13 protein-coding genes are annotated in these 17,392 nt (G+C 73.7%); 9 read left to right on the forward strand and 4 right to left on the reverse strand.

The features are described 5' to 3' along the window. The first annotated feature begins 149 nt into the window (after nucleotides 1–149). Complete coding sequence (locus tag NBM05_RS07735; protein ID WP_254166320.1) at nucleotides 150–2,072, forward strand: ATP-binding cassette domain-containing protein; 1,923 nt, start codon at nucleotides 150–152, stop codon at nucleotides 2,070–2,072. A 35-nt stretch (nucleotides 2,073–2,107) separates the two neighbouring features. On the opposite strand, the gene NBM05_RS07740 is transcribed toward NBM05_RS07735, so the two are convergent. Next, nucleotides 2,108–2,821 carry an SCO1664 family protein gene (locus tag NBM05_RS07740; protein WP_309248137.1) on the reverse strand — a complete coding sequence of 238 codons (714 nt, stop codon included), beginning with the start codon at nucleotides 2,819–2,821 and terminating at the stop codon, nucleotides 2,108–2,110. Further along, nucleotides 2,818–3,429, reverse strand: a complete 612-nt coding sequence (locus tag NBM05_RS07745; RefSeq protein WP_254166354.1) for an MSMEG_4193 family putative phosphomutase — start codon at nucleotides 3,427–3,429, stop codon at nucleotides 2,818–2,820. Before NBM05_RS07745 ends, NBM05_RS07740 begins: the two co-directional genes overlap by 4 nt. Before the next feature lie 156 nt (nucleotides 3,430–3,585). On the opposite strand from NBM05_RS07745, the gene NBM05_RS07750 reads away from it, so the two are divergent. Then, the gene (locus NBM05_RS07750; RefSeq protein ID WP_254166321.1) at nucleotides 3,586–5,088 is read left to right on the forward strand and encodes a sigma 54-interacting transcriptional regulator; all 1,503 of its coding nucleotides are present in this window, start codon (nucleotides 3,586–3,588) and stop codon (nucleotides 5,086–5,088) included. Nucleotides 5,089–5,243: 155 nt separating this feature from the next. Beyond that, a complete protein-coding gene (locus tag NBM05_RS07755; RefSeq protein ID WP_254166322.1) occupies nucleotides 5,244–7,214 on the forward strand; it encodes a vWA domain-containing protein in 1,971 nt (656 codons plus the stop codon). Between the two features lie 7 nt (nucleotides 7,215–7,221). Here the strand turns inward: NBM05_RS07755 and NBM05_RS07760 are convergent, their stop codons facing one another. Further along, on the reverse strand, nucleotides 7,222–8,427 hold the full coding sequence (locus NBM05_RS07760; RefSeq protein ID WP_254166323.1) for an ROK family transcriptional regulator: 1,206 nt from the start codon (nucleotides 8,425–8,427) through the stop codon (nucleotides 7,222–7,224). 107 nt (nucleotides 8,428–8,534) lie between these two features. Here NBM05_RS07760 and NBM05_RS07765 point away from each other — a divergent pair, with 107 nt between their 5' ends. The 6 genes from NBM05_RS07765 to NBM05_RS07790 all read left to right on the forward strand — a co-directional run bounded on the left by NBM05_RS07765 (nucleotide 8,535) and on the right by NBM05_RS07790 (nucleotide 16,798). Then, nucleotides 8,535–9,827, forward strand: a complete 1,293-nt coding sequence (locus NBM05_RS07765; protein ID WP_254166324.1) for an ABC transporter substrate-binding protein — start codon at nucleotides 8,535–8,537, stop codon at nucleotides 9,825–9,827. Nucleotides 9,828–9,889: 62 nt separating this feature from the next. Next, a complete protein-coding gene (locus NBM05_RS07770; RefSeq protein WP_254166325.1) occupies nucleotides 9,890–10,822 on the forward strand; it encodes a carbohydrate ABC transporter permease in 933 nt (310 codons plus the stop codon). Continuing rightward, nucleotides 10,822–11,745: a carbohydrate ABC transporter permease gene (locus NBM05_RS07775; protein ID WP_373689310.1), complete on the forward strand. Its 924-nt coding sequence runs from the start codon at nucleotides 10,822–10,824 to the stop codon at nucleotides 11,743–11,745. Before NBM05_RS07770 ends, NBM05_RS07775 begins: the two co-directional genes overlap by 1 nt. Nucleotides 11,746–11,803: 58 nt before the next feature. Further along, nucleotides 11,804–13,525 (forward strand): glycoside hydrolase family 13 protein, encoded by a 1,722-nt coding sequence (locus tag NBM05_RS07780; RefSeq protein WP_254166328.1) that lies wholly within the window; start codon nucleotides 11,804–11,806, stop codon nucleotides 13,523–13,525. A 206-nt stretch (nucleotides 13,526–13,731) separates the two neighbouring features. Next, nucleotides 13,732–15,189, forward strand: coding sequence for an NAD(P)/FAD-dependent oxidoreductase (locus tag NBM05_RS07785; RefSeq protein WP_254166329.1), 1,458 nt, complete (start codon nucleotides 13,732–13,734; stop codon nucleotides 15,187–15,189). Nucleotides 15,190–15,385: 196 nt separating this feature from the next. Next, a complete protein-coding gene (locus NBM05_RS07790; protein ID WP_309248138.1) occupies nucleotides 15,386–16,798 on the forward strand; it encodes a peptide MFS transporter in 1,413 nt (470 codons plus the stop codon). 35 nt (nucleotides 16,799–16,833) lie between these two features. Here NBM05_RS07790 and NBM05_RS07795 read toward each other — a convergent pair whose 3' ends face one another. Then, nucleotides 16,834–17,391 carry a GNAT family N-acetyltransferase gene (locus tag NBM05_RS07795; RefSeq protein WP_254166331.1) on the reverse strand — a complete coding sequence of 186 codons (558 nt, stop codon included), beginning with the start codon at nucleotides 17,389–17,391 and terminating at the stop codon, nucleotides 16,834–16,836. Between the last annotated feature and the right edge of the window lies 1 nt (nucleotide 17,392).

Here is a 17,392-nt window from a genome sequence, read left to right on the forward strand (position 1 = left end):
CCGTGCTAGAGTCGCCGTCGTTCGTGTCCCCTCACAAAGGCGATCCCGTGAAGAGTGCCCCTCTGCGCTGACCCGCTGAGCACCCGCACCCACCCGCCGCGCCAGGCCGGTGCCGCTCAGCATCCCATCGAGCTGAGAGGGGCACCACCATGCCCGCGTCCACGAACACCCTTTCCTTCTCCTCCCTGAGCCTCACCTGGCCGGACGGCACCCCGTGCCTCCGGGAGCTCGACGCCGTCTACGGCGCCGGGCTGCACGGCGTCGTCGGCGCCAACGGCTCCGGGAAGACCACGCTCGCCCGGCTGCTGCTCGGCGAGCTCGCGCCCACCTCCGGCACGGCCGCCGCGCCCGCCGGAACCCGCGTCCTGCGGCAGGACCTGGGGCTGCGCACCGCCTCCACGGTCGGCGAGCTGCTGGGGATCGCCCCGATCCTCGATGCGATCGAGGCGGTCGCCCGCGGGGAGGTGGACCAGCGGCACTTCGACGCCGTCGGCGAGGACTGGGACGTCGCCGAGCGGGCGGTCGCGGTCCTGCGGCGCGAGGGCCTGACCGGGCTGGTCCCGGACGGCGGGCCCGGGGGCCCGGGCGACCCGGAGGCCGCGCTCCGTCGCGGCGTGGGCACCCTCTCGGGCGGCCAGGCCGTGCGCGTCGCCCTGGCGGGGCTGCGCCTGACGAGGCCGGACGCGCTCATCCTGGACGAGCCGACCAACAACCTCGACGCCGCCGCCCGCGCCCGCTTGGCGGCGCTGCTCGACGAGCTGCGCCGCCGCATCCCGATCCTCGCGATCAGCCACGACCGCGCCCTGCTGGAGACCTGCGACTCGATCAGCGAGCTGGCCCCCGCCGGCCCGCGGGACGAGGCCTCCGGCCTGCGCCGCTTCGAGGGCGGCTACTCCGCGTGGGAAGCCGCGATCGAGGCGGAGCAGCAGACGGCACGACGCCGCGTGCGCGAGGCCCAGGCCGACGCCGACCGCGAGAAGCGGGACCGCATGGCCCAGCAGGTCAAGCAGAGCCGCGACGAGCGGCGCGGACGGAAGTTCGAGCAGACCAAGCGCAAGCCTCCCATCGCGATGGGCAACGACAAACGGTCGGCCGAGCGCAGCTCGGCGCGGGCCCGCGCCCTCATGGCCGAGCGCGAGCGCGCCGCCGAGGACGCCCTGAGCACCGCCGAGGAGGGCCTGCGGGAGACCGCGGAGGTCTACCTGGACCTGCCCGAGACCTCCGTCGGGGCGCGCACCCGCGTCCTGGAATTACAACTCTCCGCGGAAGGGCGCGCGGACGACGACGCCGCCCGGGCCGCCGGCCTCGGCACGGAGGTCGAGCACCCGATCGTCACGGGCCCCGAGCACCTGCGCCTGGCCGGCTCCAACGGATCGGGCAAGACGACGCTGCTGCGGCGCGTCGTCGCCGCCGGGGACGCAGCCGGGTCCGGGGGCACCTCCACGGCCGGGGGCGCAAACGCATTCCGGGTAGGGGAAGCACCCGGGCCGGGAGAGGCATCCCGGCCCGGAACCACCGAGGCGCCGCACCTCCCCGGCCCGAGCTACCGGGTCGAGTCCCGGATCGGGCGCGTCGGCTACCTGCCGCAGCGGATCGAGCTGCCCGGGGATCTCACGGTGCTGGAGGCCGTGGCCGCGGCGAACCCCGTGGCCGCCGAGCAGGAGCTGCGGGACCGCCTCGCGCGCCTGCTCTTCCGCCGGGACCGGGTCTTCGCCGCCGTGGGCTCGCTGTCCGGGGGCGAGCGGTTCCGGGTCGCGCTGGCGAGGATCCTGCTGGGCGACCCGGCGCCCCAGCTGCTGATCCTGGACGAGCCGACCAACAATCTGGACCGGGCGACCGTCGACTGGCTCGTGGGGGCCCTGGCCGGGTACCGGGGCGCGCTCCTGGTGGTCAGCCACGACGAGGACTTCCTCGAGCGCGTCGGCGTGGACCGCACGGTGGACCTGGACCGCGTCCGGGAGGCGGCGGAGCCGGCCGCCGCGGAACGCCGGGAGGGAGCGGATCCGGCCGAGGGCGCGGCTCCGGCCGTGGGAACGGACCCGGCCGAGGAGCCGCGTCGCCCCCGGCCCTGACGCGAACCGCCCCGGCGGCTGCCCGGTGCCCGGCCCTACAGCAGCGGCCAGGGCACCCGGTACCCGCCCGTCTCGTCGAAGGGCAGGATCGGGTGCTCCAGGAGCTCCTCCGCGCGCCGCTGCAGGGCGACCTGCTCGGCCGGGAACAGCAGCTCCTCGAGCTCGCCGGGCAGCTCGTCCACGAGCCGCGCGAGGTCCCGCAGCAGCGGATCCGGCACGTCCCTCCCCGCGAAGTCCCAGATCACGGTCCGCAGCTTGAAGGGCGCGGAGAAGCACAGGCCCTGGTCGATGCCCCAGACGTGGCCGTCCGCGCCGCGCAGCACGTGGCCGCCCTTGCGGTCGGCGTTGTTGGCGACGACGTCGTACACCGCCATCCGCAGCAGGTCCCCGTGGGCCTCCGGGCGGGAGTCGTGGAGGGTGAAGTAGTGCTGGTGGGGGTCGTGGTCGACGAAGCGCTGCACGGACCCCGGCCCGAACGGCCCGTCCTCCCGCAGCACCGTGGCGGGCACGACCCCCCACCCGAGGGCGTCGGAGAGCACGTACGCCGCCCGCTCGCGGCGGTAGATCCGCGGCGGGAAGTCGCGCAGCGGCCGCTCGCCCTCCTCGGGCTTGTAGACCGCGAGGGCCTGGCACGCGCCGTCGTCGACCCGGACCAGCATCGCGGAGTTGCTGCTGGCCTGGATCAGGCCCATCAGCTCGATCTCGCCGGTCCCCAGCAGCTCCTCGGCGGCGGACTCGGCCCCGGTCACGACGGGACCAGGGGCGCCAGCGCCCCGTCGGTCGAGTTGACCCGCAGCACCGACGGCGCCTGCCCCGGGTGGTAGGCGATCACCGAGACCGAGCACGGGTCCACCACGATCCGCTGGAACAGGTCCAGGTGCGTGCCCAGCGCGTGGGCCAGGACGGCCTTGAGCGGGTCGGCGTGGGAGAAGCACACGACGACGCCGCCCGGGTGGGCCTCCCGCAGCCGGTCCACGGCGTCGACCGTGCGCGCCTGCATGTGCGAGAAGCTCTCCCCGTCCGGGAACCTGAACGACGACGGCGCCCGCTGCACCGTGGACCACTCCGGCAGCTTCGCCAGCTCGGCCAGCTCCCGGCCGGTCCAGTCGCCGAAGTCGCACTCGACGAGGCCGGGCTCGATCCCCGCGGTCAGACCGGTGGCCCGCTCGGTGGGCGCGGCGGTCTCCCGGGTGCGCTCCAGGGGCGAGGCGTAGACCGCGCTGACCGGCACCCCCGCCAGGCGCCCGGCGACCGACTCGGCCTGCTCGAGCCCCCGGTCGGACAGGTGCAGGCCGGGCGCGCGGCCGGGCAGGACCTTGCCCGTGGTGGGGGTCTGCCCGTGGCGCACGAGCATCATGATGGTCGGGCGCTGGCGGCCCTCCTCGGTACTCACCCGTCCCACGCTACTCGCGCGGCCCGGCCCGCGCACCGGGTCCGCGCGACGTCGTCCATATTCTTCACCGACGGCGGAGGCCTCTTTCCAGCGGGTGAGGACAGGTCTAGCGTTGGCGGTGTGACTGAGCGCCCTAACATCCACACCCTCGGCGAACTGCGAGCGGCGGGCTACGCGCACCGCCCCCTGCGCCACGAGATCCGCGAGAACCTGCTCGCCGCCCTGTCCGAGGGCCGCGACCCGTGGACCGGCCTGCACGGCCTGAGCGACACGGTCCTGCCCCAGGTCGAGCGCGCCCTGCTCGCCGGCCACGACATCGTCCTGCTGGGCGAGCGCGGCCAGGGCAAGACCCGGCTGCTGCGCACGCTGGCGGGGCTGCTGGACGAGTGGTCCCCCGAGGTGGAGGGCTCGGACCTGCACGAGCATCCCGAGGACCCCCTGACCGAGGCCACGCGCGCCCGCATCGCCCTGGAGGGCGAGGACCTCCCGATCGTGTGGCGGCACCGGGACGAGCGCTACGTCGAGAAGCTCGCGACCCCGGATACCTCGGTGGCGGACCTGATCGGCGACGTCGACCCCATCCGCGTCGCGGAGGGCCGCCGGCTCGGCGACCCCGAGACCATCCACTTCGGCCTGATCCCCCGCGCGCACCGCGGCATCGTGGCGATCAACGAGCTGCCGGACCTCGCCGAGCGCATCCAGGTCTCGATGCTCAACGTCATGGAGGAGCGCGACGTGCAGATCCGCGGCTACGTGCTGCGCCTGCCCCTGGACGTGCTGGTCGTGGCGTCGGCCAACCCCGAGGACTACACCAACCGCGGGCGGATCATCACCCCGCTCAAGGACCGCTTCGGCGCAGAGATCCGCACCCACTACCCGGTCGAGCTCGAGGACGAGATCGCGGTGACCCGGCAGGAGGCCGAGCTGGTCGCCGAGGTTCCGGACACCCTCCTCGAGATCCTGGCCCGGTACACCCGCCTGCTGCGGGAGTCGCCCGCGGTGGACCAGCGCTCGGGCGTCTCGGCCCGCTTCTCGATCGCCGGCGCGGAGACCACCGCCGCGGCCGCCCTGCGCCGGGCCGCGGTGCACGGCGAGGAGCAGGCGGTCGCGCGCCTGGTGGACATCGAGGCCGCCGTGGACGTCCTGGCGGGCAAGATCGAGTTCGAGTCCGGCGAGGAGGGCCGCGAGATCGCGACCCTGGAGCACCTGCTCCGCCGCGCCACGATGGACACCGTGCAGGCCCGCCTGCGCGGCATCGACCTCGGCCCGCTCATCGAGGCCCTGGACGGCACCGTGACCGTCAGCACCGGCGGCGACGTCCCGGCCCGCGAGTTCCTGGACGGCCTGCCCGCGCTGGCGGAGGACGACGACGCCCCCCCGGCTGGCGGCAGCCCGGACGAGCGTCCCGGCGGCTCGGCGGAGGACGACGCCGCGGACGCGCCGACCCAGCCGGACTCCCCCGGGTCGCGCGGCCCCGCCGACCTCTACGACCGGCTCGCGGAGCGCCTGAACGCCACCAACCCCGGCCAGCGCGCCAACGCGATCGAGCTGGCCCTGGAGGCCCTCTTCCTCTCCCGGAAGATCTCCAAGGACGCCGACGCCGAGGGCACCGTGTACGGCTGAGGCCGGGCCCCGGCGCCGGGGCCCAAACGCCGGTCCTCAAGACCCGGCGGCCGGGTGCCGGGCCGCCCAACCCGGGCCGGGCCCTCGGGCGGCCGGACCCGGGCCACGCCCGCCGCGCCCCGCGGCGGGCACTCAGAGCAGAAGGAGGGGCCGCGATGGCCGCTCACCGCCACTACAGCCGATACGGCCGCTACTCGGGCGGCCCCGACCCCCTCGCGCCCCCGGTCGACCTGACCGAGGCGCTCGACGCCGTCGGCCGCGACGTCATGGAGGGCTACTCGCCCCGGGAGGCCCTGCGCGAGTTCCTGCGCCGCGGCGGCCGGAACCAGCGCGGCCTCGACGAGCTGGCCGGCCGGGTCAACCAGCGCCGCCGGGAGCTGCTGAAGCATCACCGGCTGGGCGCGACCCTCGAGGAGGTCAAGGGCCTGCTGGACCAGGCCCTGCGGCTCGAGCGCGAGGAGTTCCTCCGCGACGCCCGCATGGACCCGATGGACCGCCAGTTCCGCGAGATGCGCCTGGACGACCTGCCGTCCTCGACCGCGGCCGCGGTGAGCGAGCTCGCCGACTACGACTGGGCCTCCCAGGGCGCCCGCGAGGCCTACGAGCAGATCAAGGACCTGCTGGGCCGGGAGATGCTGGACCAGCGCTTCGCCGGCATGAAGGAGGCCCTCGAGAACGCCACGGACGAGGACCGCGAGCGCATCGGCGAGATGCTCGGCGACCTCAACGACCTCCTGGCCAAGCACGCCCGCGGCGAGGACACGGACGAGGACTTCCGGGAGTTCATGGACCAGCACGGCGAGTTCTTCCCGGAGAACCCGGAGTCGGTCGAGGAGCTGATCGACGCGATGGCCCAGCGCGCGGCCGCCGCCCAGCGGATGATGAACTCGATGACGCCCGAGCAGCGGCAGGAGCTCATGCAGCTGTCCTCCCAGGCCTTCGGCTCCCCCGAGCTGATGGCCCAGCTGGGGCAGCTCGACGCCAACCTCCAGGCCCTGCGCCCCGGCGAGGACTGGTCCGGCTCGGAGCGCTTCGGCGGCCAGGAGGGCGTGGGCCTGGGCGACGGGACCGGCCTGCTGCAGGACATCGCCGACCTCGACGCCCTGGCCGACCAGCTCGGCCAGAACTACCAGGGCGCCGGGCTGGACGACATCGACCTCGAGGCGCTGGCCCGGCAGGTGGGCGACGACGCCGCCGTCGACGCCCGCACGCTGGCGGAGCTGGAGAAGGCCCTGCGCGAGTCGGGGCTGCTGGAGCGCGCCTCGGACGGCTCGCTGCGGCTCTCCCCCAAGGCCATCCGCCGCCTGGGCAAGACGCTCCTGCAGGACCTCGCCCGGCAGCTCAACGGGCGGGCCGGCGCGCGGGAGACGCGCCTGGCCGGGGCCGCCGGGGAGCCCACCGGCTCCAGCCGGGCGTGGCAGTTCGGCGACGTCGAGCCCTGGGACGTCACGCGCACCATCACCAATGCGGTCCAGCGGACCGTCGCGGAGGGCGGGTCCGCGGGGCACGGGGTGCGGCTCACGGTCGACGACGTCGAGGTCCAGGAGACCGAGGCCCGCACCCAGGCCGCGGTGGCGCTGCTGGTGGACACCTCGTTCTCGATGGCCGCGCAGGGCCGCTGGCTGCCCATGAAGCGCACGGCCCTGGCCCTGCACCACCTGGTCTCGACCCGGTTCCGCGGCGACGCCCTGGAGCTGATCACGTTCGGCCGGTGGGCGCACAGCATGGCCGCGGAGGAGCTCACGGCCCTGCCCCCGGTCCACGAGCAGGGCACCAACCTGCACCACGGGCTGCTGCTGGCGAGCCGGTTCTTCCGCAAGCACCCCTCGATGGAGCCGGTGCTCCTGGTGGTCACCGACGGCGAGCCCACCGCGCACCTGATGCCCGACGGCGAGGCCTACTTCGACTGGCCCCCCGCCCAGCACACGCTGGAGCTCACGGTCGCGGAGCTGGAGAAGGCCGCGCGGTTCGGCGCCCACGCCACGTTCTTCCGGCTGGGCGATGACCCCGGGCTGGAGCGGTTCCTCGCCGCGATGGCGCGGCGGGTGGACGGGCGCGTGGTCGCACCGGAGCCGGACGACCTCGGGTCCGCGGTGCTGGACGAGTACCTGTCCGCGCGGCCCTGACGGCCGCCTAGGGCCGCTCGTCCAGCGCGCCGGCGCGCACCATCTCGACCGCGCCGTGGACCGCGCCGACCCGCACGGCGTCGGCCCCCAGCTCGGAGACCTGCACCTCGAGCCACGGCGCGTAGAGGTACCCCGCGATCCGCTCGCGAGCCGCGCGCACCAGCTCGCCGGCCGCGGGCGCGATGCCGCCCGAGACCACGATGCGGTCCAGGTCCAGCGGCCCGGCCAGCGCGACGCAGACCCGCGCCAGGATGTCCGCGAGGCGCTCGACGACGCCGGCGGCCACCGCGTCGCCCGCCGCGGCGGCGTCGAAGACGTGCTTGGCGCGGATCTCCCCCGGAGCGCGGTCCGCCAGGACGGTCCGCTCCCCGCGCTCGACCGCCTCCCGCGCGAGCCGGCGCGCCCAGGCCGCGAGGCCCTCCGCGGAGCCCACGCCCTCCACGAGCTCGAGCATCCCCATCTCGCCCGCGCCGCCCCGGGGCTGGCGGAGCAGCTCCCCGTTGAGCACCAGGCCGGCGCCGAAGCGCTCCCCAGAGAGCAGCGCCGCGAGCGAGCTCTCCCGGGCGGCCGGGTCGCGGTGCAGCTCGGCGAGGGCGGCCAGGTTGGCGTCGTTCTCGATCGCCGTCGGCCAGCCGCGCTCGAGGCCGAGGGTGCTCAGCTCCGGGTTCATCAGCGTCCAGAACTCGTTGAGGCCCTCGGGCGAGCGACCCTCGGCGTCGACCGGGGCCGGGACCCCGATCACCATCGCCCCGACGCCCTCGGCCGGCACCCCCGCCTCGGCCAGGGCGGCGTCGACGGCCGCGAGGATCTCGCCGCGGCGCTCCTCGCCGCCCACCTCCTCGTGGCCGAACTCCCGCTCGGCGCGCGCGAGCTCCTCGCCCCGCAGGTCGGCGACGGCGGCGCTCACGCGGTGCGGCCCGGAGTCGACGCCGACCACGAAGAGCGCGCCCGGCCGGAAGGCGTAGCGCAGGGCGGGGCGTCCCTTGGAGTAGGAGCCCACCTCCCGGGCGTTCTGCAGCGCCTCGAGCCACCCCTGCTCGGCGAGGTCCTTGCACAGGGCGAGCACCGTGGAGCGCGTCAGGCCGGTGGCCTCCATCAGCTCGGTGGCCGTCGCGGGCCGCCCCCGCCACATGTAGTCGAGCACCTTCCGGGCGTTCATGCGGCGGAGGTACTGGGAGGAGCTGCTCTCGCTCCGGGCGTGCGCGGTGACCATGGGGCTCCTTGTGACGTCGTCTCCGACTCATTATTGCGCAGACTACATTTAGTGCTTATATTTAGTTCCGACAGATAGTTATGTGTCCCACGTCATACGGAGGTCCCATGCGACGAGAGGCGAGCGACGACGCTCACCGGCTCACCCGCCGCGCCCTGCTGGGCGGCGGCGCCCTGGGGGCGCTGGCCGCCGGGCTGAGCGGCTGCGGGGCGGGCGGCGGCGCCGGCGGCGCGCAGGAGATCACGCTCTACCAGAACAAGCGCGAGGCCATCGACTTCTTCCGCGGCCTCGTCTCGGAGTTCAACGAGGCCCACAGCGGCCGCATCCGCGTCATCCACGACACGACGCCGGGCAGCCTCTCCGCGCAGTTCGCCCGGAGCACCCCGCCCGCCCTGGGCGCCTACAACTACAACTTCGAGATGTCCCGCTTCCAGGAGCGCGGCGAGCTCTCCGACCTCTCCGACCTCGCCGAGAAGGCCGACATCCGCCCGGCCGTGCAGGACCTGGTGGACCAGTACCCCACCTACCCCGGGCGCACCAGCGTGATCCCGTACTCGATCATGGGCTCGGGCGTGCTGTACAACCAGGAGGTCTTCGAGCGGCACGGGCTGGAGGTGCCCACCACCTACTCCGAGTTCCTCGAGCTGTGCGGGACCCTGCGGGACGCGGGCGTCACCCCGATCTACCAGACCTCCGGGGACGCCTGGACGCTCGCGCAGGGCGTCACCGACTACGCGATCGGCGGGATGCTCGACGTCGCCGGCTTCTTCGAGCGCCTCCGCGGCCAGGGCGACGCCGCGGGCCCCGACGCCGAGGTCTCCTTCTCCCATGCCTTCCGCGAGCCCTTCGAGCGGGCCCTGGAGATCCACTCCTTCGCCAACTCCAACGCCGCGAGCCGCAAGTACGGGGACGGCAACGTGGCCTTCGCCCAGGGCGACGCCGCGATGTACTTCCAGGGCCCCTGGGCGCTGACGGAGATCGACACGATCAACCCGGACGCCCGCATCGGCGTCTTCCCGCTGCCCATGACCGAGGACCCGGCGGACCGCAAGATCCGCGTCAACCTGGACCTCGCCCTCTGGATCCCGGAGAGCATCCCCCACCCCGACGCCGCCCGGGAGCTGCTGGACTTCCTCATCACCCCGGAGCTCGCGGACGAGTACAACCAGGCCAACCTCGGCTTCGGGGTGCGCAACGACTCCCCGCCCATCGCTGACCCGCGGATGAACGACCTCCAGGGGTACGTGGACCGCGCCGCGTTCTACCAGGGCGCCTCGGTCTCGATCCCCCGCACCATCCTCTACGAGAACTACGTCCAGGGCGTCATGACCGGCGACAGCGTCGAGGGCATGCTGCGCACCCTCGACGAGGACTGGGCGCGCCTCGCCCGGCGCCAGTAGGACCCACCACCGCCCCCGCGGGGATCGCCGAGGATCCCCGCCGACAGGCAAGGACCACTTCCATGTCAACAGCAACCGAACAGATCGCCACCACGCGGGCCGACGGCTCGCGGGTGAACCCCGGCCGCGGCCGGGGACGGCGGAAGGTCGAGGGCGTCTTCTACCTCTTCCTGCTGCCGGTCCTCGCGCTCTTCACGCTGAGCATCACGCTCCCGGCCGTCATGGGGATCTTCTTCAGCTTCACCGACTCGGTGGGGTTCGGGGAGTTCAACGTCATCGGCTTCACCAACTACGCCGTGATCTTCAGCGACCCGGCGATCCTGCGGGCCTACGGCTTCACGATCGGCGTCGCGCTGTGCTCGGTCGTCCTGGTCAACGTGGTCGCGCTGGCCCTGGCCCTGGGCCTGACGAGCAAGATCAAGGGCAAGACCGCCCTGCGGACCATCTTCGTGCTGCCCATGGTGGTCTCCGGGATCATCATCGCCTTCGTCTTCCGCTTCATCTTCGCCAACAGCCTCCCCGCGGCGGCGACGGCGCTGGGGATCGGCCCGCTCGAGGAGTCGCTGGTCTCCAACCCGAGCCTCGCCTGGGTCACGATCGTGCTGGTCACGGCGTTCCAGGCGGCACCCCCGGCCATGCTGATCTACATCGCCGGGCTGATGACCATCCCCCGGGACGTCTACGAGGCCTCCGCGATCGACGGCGCCCGCCCCTGGCAGCAGTTCCGCCACATCACCCTCCCGCTGGTCTCGGGCTACGTGCTGATCAACATGATCATCGGCTTCAAGGACTTCCTCAGCACCTACGAGATCGTCGTGGGGCTCACCGACGGCGGCCCGGGCACCTCCACGGTCTCCGTGGCGATGGCGATCTTCCGCGGCTTCGAGCGCGGCGACTACGCCTACCAGATGGCCAACTCGACCATCTTCTTCCTGATCACCCTCGCGATCGCACTCATCCAGCTGCGCGTCACGCGCGGAAGGGCACGGTTCTGATGACGATGCAGACCACTCTCGACACTCCCGGCGGCGACGACCCCGCCTCCTCCCGGGAACCCCTCGCCTCCTCGGAGCAGGTCCGCCCGACGCGGCGCCGCAGCTCCCCGGCCCGGACGTGGATCGTCACGATCCTGCTGGTCCTCGGCGCCTGCGTCGTGCTCCTGCCGTTCGTGGTGGCCGTGTCCATGGCCTTCAAGACCGAGGCGCAGGCGGTCCAGGGCCAGGCGTTCGCGCTGCCCTCCCCCTGGAGCATCGAGGGCTTCCAGCAGGCCTGGACGCTGACCAGCTTCCCCCGCTCCTTCGCGATCTCGCTGGTCGTCACCGCCAGCGCGACCGTGGGCACCGTGCTGCTCAGCGCCATGGCCTCCTACGCCATCTCGCGGAACTGGAACCGCCGGCTCTTCCGCTGGTCCTTCTTCTACCTGCTGGCCGCGATGTTCCTGCCGTTCCCGGTGCTCGCGCTCTCGCAGGTGAAGCTGACCGGCATGGTCGGGCTCGCCAACCCGGGCGGCGTCGTGCTGCTGCACATCATGTTCCAGATGTCCTTCAGCGTCCTGCTGTTCACCGCGTTCCTCCGCTCGCTGCCGGAGGAGCTGGAGGAGAGCGCCAGGATCGACGGCGCCTCGACCTGGCGGACCTTCTGGACCGTGGTCTTCCCGCTGATGATGCCCATGGCGGCTACGGTGGGCATCTTCGCGATGCTCAAGGGCTGGAACGACTTCATGATGCCGTCCATGATCATCGCTGACCCGGCGCTGCAGACCCTGCCGGTCATCCAGCAGGTCTTCCAGGACCAGTTCAGCAACAACTACCACGTCTCCTTCGCCTCCTACCTGCTGGCGATCGTGCCCGCGATCTTCGCCTACGTCCTGTCCCAGCGCTGGGTCATGTCCGGCCTGACGCAGGGCGCGATCAAGTAGGCCGCGCCCCCCGAGCACCCCGAGATTTCCCCGTGACACCCCGAACCGAGAGGACAGCATGACCGCCGAAGCAACCCTGAGCACCGCCCCGCAGGCCGCGGCCACCCGCTCCGACGCCGAGTGGTGGCGTCAGGCCGCCGTCTACCAGATCTACCCCCGCTCCTTCGCCGACGCCGACGGCAACGGCATCGGCGACCTGAAGGGCGTGACCTCCCGGGTCCCGTACCTGCGGGAGCTGGGGATCGACGCCGTCTGGCTGAGCCCCTTCTACCCCTCGGCGCTGGCCGACGGCGGGTACGACGTCGACGACTACCGCGACGTCGACCCCAAGATCGGCACGCTCGCCGACTTCGACGAGATGACCGCCGCCCTGCACGCCGCGGGCATCAAGCTGATCGTGGACATCGTCCCCAACCACACCTCGGACCGCCACGAGTGGTTCCGGGAGGCGCTGGCCGCGCCGAAGGGCTCGGCCGCCCGGGACCGCTACATCTTCCGCGACGGCCTGGGCCCCGACGGCGCGCAGCCGCCCTCGGACTGGACCTCCGGCTTCGGCGGCCCCGCCTGGGAGCCGGTGGGCGACGGCCAGTGGTACCACCACTTCTTCGCCCGCGAGCAGCCGGACCTGAACTGGCACAACCCGGAGGTCCGGGAGGACTTCCTGAGGACCCTGCGCTTCTGGTCGGACCGGGGCGTGGACGGCTTCCGGGTCGACGTCGCCCACGGCCTGAGCAAGGACCTGCCCGAGAACCTGCCCACCCAGGCCGAGCTGGACGCGCTCCCGGTGGACGGCAACCACCCCGTGTGGGACCGCGACGACGTCCACGAGATCTACGCCGAGTGGCGCCGGGTCTTCGACGAGTACGACCCGCCGCGGATCGCCGTCGCCGAGGCCTGGGTGGCCACCGACCGCCGCCCCGCCTACGCGAGCCCGGAGGGCCTGGGCCAGGCCTTCAACTTCGACCTGCTGGGCGCCCCCTTCGAGGCCGGCCCGTTCCGGGAGATCGTGACCTCCAACCTGGAGCTCGCCGAGCGCTCCGGCTCCTCGACCACGTGGGTGCTCTCCAACCACGACGTCGTGCGCCACGCGACCCGCTACGGCCTCCCGCCGGAGCCCGCCCGCCGCGCGGAGGACGGCAGCCTGCCCGCCGAGTCCGACGCGACGCAGAAGACCGGCACCACCTGGCTGCTGAACGGCGGCCGCGAGCCCGAGCTCCAGGCCGAGCGGGGCCTGCGCCGAGCCCGGGCGGCGACGCTGTTCGAGCTGGCCCTGCCCGGCAGCGCCTACCTGTACCAGGGCGAGGAGCTGGGCCTGCACGAGGTCGCGGACATCGCCGACGAGGACCGCCAGGATCCGACCTACTTCCGCAGCCCCGGCGTGAGCGTGGGCCGGGACGGCTGCCGCGTGCCCCTGCCGTGGAGCGCCGAGGGCGAGTCCCTCGGCTTCGGCGGGGCCGCGCATATTCCGCAGCCGGAATGGTTCGCGGAGAGCTCGGTCGAGCGCGAGGAGAGCGACCCGGCCTCCACCCTGAGCCTCTACCGGACGGCGCTCGCCCTGCGCAGCGAGCTGCAGACCGAGGAGCGGCTGGAGTGGGTCGAGACCGGGGCCGCGCAGGTGCTCGCCTTCCGTCGCCCCAACGGCTGGGCCTGCGTCACCAACTTCGGCCGGGAGCCCTACGCGCTGCCGGAGTCGCTGCGCGGCGAGGTCCTGGTGGCCAGCGCGGCGCGGGAGGCCGACGACGTCGTGCCGGGCGAGGCGACCCTGTGGCTGCGCGCGTGAGGCGGGACCGCGGCTGACTCCGCGGATCGCCGCGGCCGGCGGCGGTGCGGCGGATTGAGTCGCCGCACCGCTGCCGGCGGCGGCCGATGAGCTGCACGGATACCGGGCCGGCGCATAGTGTTGTCCTCACCAGCGACGGACGCCATGCGCCGGCCCGTCGCGTGTGCGCGGGGCCTTCGCCCCGCCCGTCCGAGAGGAGGAGGCCCGTGGCCTCGTACGCCAACGGCAGGATCTCCCACTGGATGGACCGCCTCGGGCCGCCGGGCGGCGTCGCGTTCTCCAACAACGTCGCGTTCTCGCCCGGCGCGCCGCTCCCCCGCCCCGACGAGGTCCAGGACCTCGTCGTCGTCGGCGGCGGGCTGACCGGACTCTGGACCGCCTACTACGCGGCGCTCGAGCACCCCGAGTGGTCGATCTGCGTCCTCGAGGCGAGGCGGATCGGCTACGGCGCCTCGGGGCGCAACGGCGGCTGGCTCTCGACCCTGATCCCCGGCAACCGCGCCGTCTACGCCCGGGCCGAGGAGGCCCGGGGCCGCGATGGCCGGGAGTCCGTCCGAGCCTTCCAGCGGGAGATGTTCCACGGCATCGACGAGACGCTCGCCGTCCTGGAGCGCGAGGGGATCGACGCCGCCCAGCACCGCGGCGGCCAGCTCCAGGTCGCCACGACCCGCGCGGGGATGGAGCGCATCCGCGCCTCCCACCGCGCCGACCTCGAGCACGGCTACGAGGAGTCGGACCAGCGCCTGCTCGACGCCGCGGAGGTGCGCGAGCGGATCGACGTCGTGCCCGCGGTGGGCGGCCGGCTCACCACCCGCACGGCCCGGGTGGACCCGGCCCGACTGACCCGGGGCCTCGCGGAGGCCGCGGCCCGGCGCGGGGTGCGGCTGTGCGAGGGGGCCGAGGTCGCGCGCGTGGACCCCGGCGTCGTGACGACCCGCCGCGGACCCGTCCGCGCCCGGACCGTCATCGTCTGCGCCGAGGCCTACGCGGGCTCGATCGCCGGGCCCGTGCCCGGGCTCGGGCCGCGCGAGGTCATCCCGGTGAATTCCGCCATGATCGCCACCGAGCCCCTCCCCGAGCGGGCGTGGGACCGCATCGGCTGGGAGGGGCTGGAGTGCCTCAACGACGCCGCCCACGCCTTCGTCTACGCCCAGCGCACGGCCGACGGGCGGATCGCGATCGGCGGGCGCGGCTCCCCCTACGCGTTCGGCTCGGGGACGCCGGGGGACGGCGTCGTCGACCCCCGGACCGTGCGGATGCTGCGGGAGCGGCTGGAACTGTTCTTCCCCGGTGTCGAGATGCCGGTGGCCCACGCCTGGCGAGGCGTCATCGGCGTGACCCGCGACTGGTGCGCGGGCGTCCACTACGACGAGCGCACGCGGATCGGCTCCGTGCGGGGTTACGCCGGTCACGGAGTCACCGCGACCAACGTGGCCGCCCGGACCCTGCTCGACCGGGTCGCCGGCCGCGCCACGGCGCTGACCCGCCTGCCGTGGAACGACCACTCCTCGGGGCGCTGGGAGCCGGAGCCCGTGCGCTGGGCGGGGGTCCACGGGATGTATCGTCTATTCGGCGCCGCCGATTCCTGGGAGGAGGCGAGGCGCTCCGAGAAGACATCCATCATCGCCCGCATCGGGTCACGACTCGCAGGACTCACCGAATGAACACACCACCCCATCGCACCGATCCCCCCGGGCCCCCGGGCCGTCGCACGCCCGGCGAGCGCACCGCTCGCACGCCCGGCGACGGCACCGCGCCCCGCCCTGCCCGGCGCGCCCCCCCCCCGCGACGGCCCCGGCCGCCCCCACCGATCCCCCCGCGGAAGACCGCCCGGGGGGATCGCCGCGTCTCCCCCGCGGCGTGTGGAGCATGGCCTTCACCGAGCTCTGGGAGCGCTACTCCTTCTACGGGCTGCAGGGGATCCTCTCCTTCTACCTGCTGTACTCGCTGGCGCAGGGCGGGCTCGAGGTCGAGCCGGCCGCCGCGGCCGGGATCGTCGGCGCCTACGGCGGCTCGGTGTACCTGTCCCAGGTGATCGGGGCGTGGCTCGGCGACCGCCTGCTCACCCCGCGCACCATGGTGCTCAGCGGGGCCGTGATCATCACCGCCGGCCACCTCGTACTGGCCTTCGGCCCCGGGTTCGGCGGACTGGCCGTGGGCCTGGTGCTGATCGTCCTGGGCACCGGGGCGCTGAAGACCAACATCACCTCGATCGTCGGCTTCGTCCTGGAGGGCGGCTCGCAGCGCCAGCGCGACGTCGGCTTCTCCTACTTCTACATGGCCATCAACATCGGTGCCGTGGTCGGCCCGCTGACCACCGGGTTCGCGCAGAACGAGTACGGCTTCCACCTCGGCTTCGGGCTCGCCGCGATCGGCATGGCCGCGGCCCTGGTCCAGTTCATCGCCTCGATGCGGAAGCTGCCCGCCCGCGCGCTCGTGGTCAACAACCCGCTGCCGCGCCGGCGGCTGCCGCTGGTCGCGCTCGTCGCGCTCCTGGGCGTCGGCGCGATCGCCGCGGCATCGGCCACCGGCCTGCTGCGCGCGGCCAACCTCTCGACCGTGGTGACCGTCCTGGCACTCATCGCCGCCGCGGCATACTTCCTGACCATGACGACGTCGCGCGCGGTCACCCCGGACGAGCGGCGCCGGGTGCTCGGCTTCCTGCCGATCTTCCTCGCCTCGGGCATCTACTTCGGCTTCCTCTTCCAGAAGTTCACGGCCATCTCGATCCTGGTGGTCGAGCGGATCGACCTGCAGATCGGAGACTGGACGTTCCCGGTCGCCTGGATCACGACCATGAGCCCGCTGGCCGGCGTGCTCATCACCCCGGTGATCGCCAAGCTGTGGAACCTCATGGGGGACCGCCAGCCGCGCCCGGCCACCAAGGTGGCGATCGGCCTGATCCAGATCGGCTGCGCCTACGTCTTCCTGCTGATCGTCTCCCAGTCGACCGGCGACGCCTTCATCCCGCTGGCCCTGATCCTGCTGTTCATGGCCGCGGCGGGATCCTCCGAGGTCATGGTCGGGCCGATCGGCCTCGCCCTGGCCACGCGGATCGGGCCCGGTGCCTTCCGCGCGCAGATGGTGGGACTGAACTTCCTGACCCTGGCCCTGGGCTCCTCGCTCTCGGGCCTGCTCGGGCAGCTGTTCACGAAGATCGACGGCGCGGCATACTTCTCGCTCGTGGGCTTCGGCGCGCTGGTCCTCGGCGGGGCGCTGTACCTGGCGCGCAGGCCGCTGACCGGGCTGATGGGGGCCGGGCTGGGGCGGTAGGACGAGACGCCCGGCCGGGACCGGGCCGCGCCCGCTCAGAGCCCGATCCGGTACTCCAGGACCATGCGCCCGGGGCGGGAGGGGTCGGCGTCGGCGGCCAGCTGCGAGCCCTCGACCTCGTGCCGGGCGCCGAGCCGCATCCCGAGGCGCTCGGCCACCCGGATCGAGGCGGCGTTGCCGTCGTCGATCAGGGCCACGGCCGAGGCGTGTCCCGCTGACCGGAGCCGCTCCAGGACCCGCCGGCCGGCCGACGTCGCGATCCCCCGGCCCCTGAACGCGCGGCCGAGCCGCCAGCCGACTTCCATCTCGCCCTCGGGGCCCCAGGGCAGGCGCCAGCGCTGGGCGCCGACGAAGCCGGCCGGGGCGCCGTCGTGCTCCACGAGGAAGAGGCACACGCCCTCGGCGCGGAAGGCCTCCGCCTGCCGGCGCACGAAGCCCTCGTAGTAGGCGAGGTCCTTCACGGAGCCGTCGCCGACGAACCGCATGATCTCGGGGTCGTCGAAGAGGGCGTGCAGGGTCGCGGCGTCGCGGGGCTCGGGGGCGCGGAGGACGTCGCGGGGCTCGGTGGCGTGCGGGACGTCGGGGCGGGTCATG

This window comes from Rothia santali, assembly GCF_024199905.1.
Classification (GTDB): domain Bacteria; phylum Actinomycetota; class Actinomycetes; order Actinomycetales; family Micrococcaceae; genus Rothia; species Rothia santali.